Source organism: Ensifer sp. (genome assembly GCF_035999185.1).
Taxonomy (GTDB): Bacteria; Pseudomonadota; Alphaproteobacteria; order Rhizobiales; family Rhizobiaceae; genus Ensifer.
In genome coordinates this window covers 1-4,991 of the sequence record NZ_DASYHB010000151.1, presented here as the reverse complement: position 1 = coordinate 4,991, position 4,991 = coordinate 1, and the positions used below count along the sequence as shown (strand labels likewise).

The following is a 4,991-nucleotide window of genomic DNA, read 5'->3' as shown; positions in this document are numbered from 1 at the left end:
CTTGATATGGTTTTGCCGCAAAGCTGGTGTTATGAGCAGCAGGCACATGCAGAAACAGGACCCCCAGATGTCGTCGATCGAGGCTTCCAAGCCGCAGAAGGAAATCAGCCCGTTGCTCAAGATGGTGCTGGAGCTTGGACCTCTCATGGTCTTCTTCTTCGCCAATTCGCGCGGCGAATGGCTCGCCGGGCATTTCCCGGCGCTCGCCGAGCTCGGCGGACCGATCTTCATCGCCACCGGCCTCTTCATGGCCGCGACCGCGATCGCGCTTGCCGTCTCCTGGATTTTGACCCGCACCCTGCCGATGATGACGCTGATCTCGGGCATCGTCGTCTTCGTCTTCGGTGCGCTGACGCTCTGGCTGCAGAACGACACTTTCATCAAGATGAAGCCGACGATCGTCAACACGCTCTTCGGCGCGATCCTGCTCGGCGGCCTTCTCTTCGGCAAGTCACTGCTCGGCTACGTCTTCCACTCCGCCTTCAAGCTCGACGAGGACGGCTGGCGCAAGCTGACGCTGCGCTGGGGCGTGTTCTTCCTGTTCCTTGCTATCCTCAACGAAGTGGTCTGGCGCTCGTTCTCGACCGACTTCTGGGTCGCCTTCAAGGTCTGGGGAACGATGCCGATCACCATCCTCTTCACGCTCGCCCAGATGCCCTTGATCATGAAGCATTCGCTTGACCAGGAGAACGCCGAGTGACGACGACGCTTGAGGAGAATGACAGCAACCGTCACGCGCTCCTCTGGCTGGTGGCCTGCGTCGCGGTCCTCGCCGTGCAGATCGTCACCCAGCACCTGATGGGCCGCATCTGGATCTGCGACTGCGGCTACGTCAAGCTGTTCGAACCCGTGGTCAAATCCAGCGGCAACTCGCAACACATCGCCGACTGGTACACGCCGTCCCACATCATCCACGGCTTCCTGTTCTACGGCCTCGGCCACCTGCTTTTGCGCCGCAAGCCGCTGACGGCAAAGCTTTTCCTGGCGATGATCATCGAATCCGCCTGGGAGATCGCCGAAAACACGCCCATGGTCATCAACCGCTATCGCTCGGCGACCATCTCGCTCGATTACTTCGGCGACAGCATCCTGAATTCGACCATGGATACGCTGGCGATGGTGGCGGGCTTCATGTTCGCGGCCCGCATGCCGGTCTGGCTAACGGTAACGATCGCCATCGTCTTCGAGCTTTTCACCGGCTGGCTGATCCGCGACAACCTCACCTTGAATGTGCTGATGCTGGTATGGCCGCTCGATGCGGTCAGGGATTGGCAGGCGGGGATTTGAGCGGGTTTCAGACCCTCCGCGAGACTGTCTACTTCTACCGCCACAGCTTTCCCAAAGCGCCAGAGACGCCGTGACAGGCATCAAGCTTTACCCGGATAGCATGGACCGCGAACTCCCTCGTCCCTGTGCTCGTCACAGGGATGCAGCAGCCGCGCGTCCGCGGGGCGGGAGAACTTGCCGCGCACGCCACCCATAACCGGAAGAGAAATATCCTTTCGCGCCGCCGACGCGGCGCGGCTGGATTGCTGTGACAAGCACAGGAATGAGGAATCGTGGGCGGCTTGGCCAGAAAGCTACTGCGGCCGCCAGCAGTGCTTTGCAAGCTGCCCGCCTACGAGCCCGCCGTCGCCTTCTCGATCGCCGGCAGCAGCCCGTTCTTGACGCTGTTTTCGTCAAACGGGCCGACACGCTTGTAGAGGATCGTACCGTCAGCACCGACGAGATAGGATTCCGGGATACCGTAGACGCCCCAGTCGATCGCCGCCTTGCCGCGCGGGTCGACGCCGACGGCGGAGAACGGATTGCCGAGTTCGCCGAGGAAGCGCAGGGCGTTTTCGTTCTGGTCCTTGTAGTTGATGCCGACGACGGTCAGCCGCGGATCTTTCGACAGTTCCAGGATGAAGGGGTGTTCCTGCCGGCACGGCACGCACCAGGAAGCCCAGACGTTGACGAGAGTCAGCTTGCCCTTGATCGCCTGATCGGTCAGCGCCGGCATTGGTTGGCCGTCGCGTGTGGCGCCTTCGAGCGCCGGCATGTCGAGCGTCGGCGCCTTGGTGCCGATCAGCGCGGACGGGATCTCGCTCACGTCCTTGCCGGAATTGAGCTGGCTCCAGAAAATCGCCGCAAGCCCGGCGAAGATGATCAACGGCAGCGCTGCCAGCACGAAGCGCATGGGTCCGGGCCTGCGCTCTTGGTTGCCCGGAGCGGGTGCGTTGCTCATGGTGTTTCTCCCGAGGCCTGGGTGGCCGAGCGGCGGCGGACACCGGAAGCCTCGAGTTCGGCAAGCTCGCGCCGGCGCGCCCGACCATCGAGAACGACCCAGGCGATCAGGCCGAGGACGGTCAGCGTCGCAACTCCATAGCTCGTGAAGACGTAAGCGGCATGGCTCATCATTTCGCACGGGCCTCCCGGCCGGCAGCGCGTGCGGCAAGCCGCCTGAGCGCGGTCACACGTCGGCGCAGGATTTCGTTACGCATCGCAGCGACGTGCAGCGTGAAGAACAGGAGCGTAAAGGCAATCGCCATCACGACGAGCGGCCTCAGAAACTCCGGATCGATCGTCGGCCCGTCGAGCCGCATGACGCTTGCCGGCTGATGCAGCGTGTTCCACCACTCGACCGAAAACTTGATGATCGGGATATTGACGAAACCGACGAGCACGAGGATGGCCGAAACCTTGGAGGAGCGCGCCGGATCGTCGATCGCCCGGTTCAGCGCCATCAAGCCGAGATACATCAAAAACAGCACGAACACCGAGGTCAGGCGCGCATCCCACACCCACCAGGTGCCCCACATCGGCTTGCCCCAAAGCGAACCGGTGACGAGCGCAAGGAAGGTAAAACAGGCACCGATCGGTGCAGCCGCGCGCGAAGAAACGTCGGCGAGCGGGTGTCGCCAGACGAGCGTGCCAAGGGCTGCCAGCGCCATCACCGAATAACACATCATCGACAGCCAGGCGGCCGGAACGTGCACATACATGATGCGCACCGTCTCGCCTTGCTGGTAATCACCCTCGGTGGTGAAGGAGAGCCAGAGGCCGACCGCAAAAAACAATGCCGTCAGCCCGGCAAGCCAGGGCAGCAAACGGTCGGCCAGCGCCAGGAACCGCGTCGGGTTGGCGAGATCGCTGAATTTGCGGATGGCCAGGCTGTTTTCGCTCATCTTGGCTCTTTAGCGCTTAAGACCTGCGGCTGCAATTGATCCGCGTCAATCGCGCGATCACATTGAGTTGGGGATGCCGGATCATAAACGTGATCGATCTGAAGAACTTAGCGCGAATTCGCCGGAAAGGCTGCAAACAGTTTCGCCCGATCCCGGCCGATTGCGTCAATCGGACGCGTGGCGAAGAGCGGCAGCGGCGGCAGCCGGACCGATGACGGCGAAGAAAAGCGTGATTGCCGCAAGGATCATCAAAGGCGGCAGGAACGGCGCGGGGTCCTCGATCGCCGCGTAGACGGCGCTGACACCGAAAATCAGCACGGGGATTGCCAGCGGCAGCACGAGGATCGAGACGAGCAGACCGCCGCGCGGCAGCGACACCGCAACCGCTGCACCCACGGCCCCGATCAACGTGATCGCCGGCGTGCCGATCAGAAGCGTCAGCGTGGTGGCGCCAATCGCAAGCTCGCTCATGTTCATGAACAGTCCGAGCAGCGGCGAGGCGATCACCAGCGGCAGGCCGGTCGACGCCCAGTGGGCGGCGCATTTGACGAAGACGGTCAAAAGCAGCGGCGTTTCCTGCATCAGCATCAGGTCGAGCGAACCGTCGTCGCGCTCCGCCTGGAACAGCCGATCGAGGCCGAGCAGCGAGGCCAGCAGCGCCCCGATCCACAGGATGGCGGGTCCGATGCGTGAAAGCAGGTTCAGATCCGGTCCGACCCCGAAGGGAATGACTGCGACCACCGTCATGAAGAAGAGCACGCCGATCATCGCGCCGCCGCCTGCGCGGATCGACAGTTTGAGATCGCGGAAGAACAGCGCCATCATGCCGGCATTCTCACAGCGGCGACCACCGGCAACGCGTCTTGCATCATCCCCCTAAGCATCATGCCAGTGGTCTCCCGCCAGATGCTCAAAACCCTTCATGTGCAGTTCTTTCGTCCGATCAAGCCCGAGCGGCTGGTGCGTCGCCGCGATCACGATGCCGCCCTTGCCGAGATGGGCCTTCACCAGATCCGCAAACAGCCGGTCGGCACCGGCGTCGAGTGCGGCGGTCGGCTCGTCGAGAATCCAGATCGGGCGATAGGCGACGATAAGCTTCGCCATCGCCATGCGACGCTGCTGGCCGGCGGAGAGATAACCGAAGGGCAGATGGGCGATACCTGGCAGGCCGACCGCTTCGACGGCCTCGTCGAGGGTGGCGCCCGTGCCTCCAGGCGAATTGCCCATGAAGCGCTGCCAGAAGGAAAGATTTTCCGCGACGGTCAGTTCGCGCTTCATCGCGTTGCGGTGTCCGAGATAGTGGCTGGCCTCGGACGGATGGGCAATTTCCGGGGGGCCATTCTGAAGTTTCAGGCGCCCGTTTTCGGGCCTCAGAAGACCGGCCAGAACACGCAGCAAAGTCGACTTTCCCGAGCCGTTTGGACCTGTCACGACAAGGGCTTCCGAAGCATCGAGAACGAAGGAAATATCGTTAAAAATCAGGTCCTCACCGCGCTTGGCGCTCAACCCTTCAGCTATGAGGCGCATGAATTCTCAGGTTCCCTTCACCCTCTTTGCCGCAGGGCAAAAAAAGTCCCGTTTCGACCTTGGTTGCTCTGGCACGATTTGGAGAAATTATCTATATAGCGGGCAACACGCCAGCGGTCGGCGTGAATTTCATCCAAGCGCCGAACATGGAATGAGTTTCCACGTACGGACAGCGGAAATGGCCGCACCCGCATCCCAAATCGCGCTTCACAGGCGCTCGGGCGTTCGTACGTCAGCTTTTGGCGATCAGACGGAACGGGGTATTATCCAGTGTCCAAGTCTCTAGACAGTTTTAAT

At 61.9% G+C, this 4,991-nt stretch carries 7 protein-coding genes; 2 read left to right on the top strand and 5 right to left on the bottom strand.

Translation table 11 applies throughout. From position 1 onward, the window contains the following. The first annotated feature begins 67 nt into the window (after window positions 1-67). Window positions 68-700: a septation protein A gene (locus tag VGO04_RS19780; RefSeq protein WP_327497671.1), complete on the top strand. Its 633-nt coding sequence runs from the start codon at window positions 68-70 to the stop codon at window positions 698-700. After that, window positions 697-1,287: a DUF2585 domain-containing protein gene (locus VGO04_RS19775; RefSeq protein ID WP_327497670.1), complete on the top strand. Its 591-nt coding sequence runs from the start codon at window positions 697-699 to the stop codon at window positions 1,285-1,287. The genes VGO04_RS19780 and VGO04_RS19775 overlap by 4 nt, the downstream gene beginning before the upstream one ends. A gap of 331 nt (window positions 1,288-1,618) precedes the next feature. Here the strand turns inward: VGO04_RS19775 and VGO04_RS19770 are convergent, their stop codons facing one another. The 5 genes from VGO04_RS19770 to ccmA all read right to left on the bottom strand — a co-directional run bounded on the left by VGO04_RS19770 (window position 1,619) and on the right by ccmA (window position 4,694). Next, entirely contained in the window at window positions 1,619-2,227 is a 609-nt protein-coding gene (locus VGO04_RS19770; protein ID WP_327497669.1) for a DsbE family thiol:disulfide interchange protein, read from the bottom strand. After that, window positions 2,224-2,400 carry a heme exporter protein CcmD gene (gene ccmD / locus VGO04_RS19765; protein WP_327497668.1) on the bottom strand — a complete coding sequence of 59 codons (177 nt, stop codon included), beginning with the start codon at window positions 2,398-2,400 and terminating at the stop codon, window positions 2,224-2,226. The genes VGO04_RS19770 and ccmD overlap by 4 nt, the downstream gene beginning before the upstream one ends. Beyond that, window positions 2,397-3,167: a heme ABC transporter permease gene (locus VGO04_RS19760; RefSeq protein WP_327497667.1), complete on the bottom strand. Its 771-nt coding sequence runs from the start codon at window positions 3,165-3,167 to the stop codon at window positions 2,397-2,399. Before VGO04_RS19760 ends, ccmD begins: the two co-directional genes overlap by 4 nt. Window positions 3,168-3,332: 165 nt before the next feature. Then, window positions 3,333-3,992 carry a heme exporter protein CcmB gene (gene ccmB / locus VGO04_RS19755; RefSeq protein WP_327497666.1) on the bottom strand — a complete coding sequence of 220 codons (660 nt, stop codon included), beginning with the start codon at window positions 3,990-3,992 and terminating at the stop codon, window positions 3,333-3,335. 51 nt (window positions 3,993-4,043) lie between these two features. Beyond that, window positions 4,044-4,694, bottom strand: coding sequence for a heme ABC exporter ATP-binding protein CcmA (gene ccmA / locus VGO04_RS19750; RefSeq protein ID WP_327497665.1), 651 nt, complete (start codon window positions 4,692-4,694; stop codon window positions 4,044-4,046). Between the last annotated feature and the right edge of the window lie 297 nt (window positions 4,695-4,991).